This is a genomic window from Kribbella albertanoniae (genome assembly GCF_004348455.1).
GTDB lineage: Bacteria > Actinomycetota > Actinomycetes > Propionibacteriales > Kribbellaceae > Kribbella > Kribbella albertanoniae.
Map to the genome: position 1 here is coordinate 1 of NZ_SMKA01000572.1, position 705 is coordinate 705.

General features: G+C 67.2%; 1 protein-coding gene. It reads right to left on the reverse strand.

Annotated features, from left to right (window positions below; all coding sequences use genetic code 11):
* Positions 1-502: 502 nt before the first annotated feature.
* Positions 503-705: hypothetical protein (locus E1261_RS46785; RefSeq protein ID WP_238176872.1), on the reverse strand; the 203-nt coding region annotated here is incomplete at its 5' end.

The window sequence follows — 705 nt, forward strand, 5'->3', positions numbered from 1 at the left end:
GAGAGCCCCGCCCGAAGCCCAAACGCGGGCCAGCCGTGGCTGCAGTGCTCCCCAAGCCCGGGTGCCTGAGGGCTCTCCGCACGAGCCGGTACGACGTTGAGCACGGTTCAACCATGCGCGCAGCCAGAAGGTGGCCGATGGATGCTCAAGGTGAGCCGACCGCCCGACCTTGAGCACGGGCCAACCATCTGTGCGGCTAAACGGTGGCCGATGGATGCTCAAGGTGAGCCGACCGCCCGACCTTGAGCACAGGCCAACCATCTGTGCGGCCAGAAGTCGGTTGAGGGGTGCTCAAGGTGAGGTCGTCGTGCGCCTTGAGCACGGTTCGACCGTTCGATGGGGCGTCAGTTGGTTGGTGGGCGCTGAACGTGGCTCCCGTGCCACGACTCCGGGTCCCCGAGGCGGTCGGGGTGCGTTAGTCGGAGAGAAATGGTCATCTAGCACCCAAAAATTACCGACTAACGCAGAACCTCAGGCATCACGCACCCTCAGCCGTAGCCCGTCAGCCCACGGCGGTGTGGAGCCGCGGTCGCCGGGCCTTGCCATCCGGCCCAGCCACCTGCTCGGCCCACCTCTGGTTCAGTCGGCCGCCTTGGACGGTCGAGTGGGCTGAGGTCCGAAAGGACTCGGCCGGGGACGTGCCCAGCTCGGCCGCGTCCGGCCGAGCTGAAAGACAGGGTGGCTGGGCGGTGCGGTGGTTGGGGT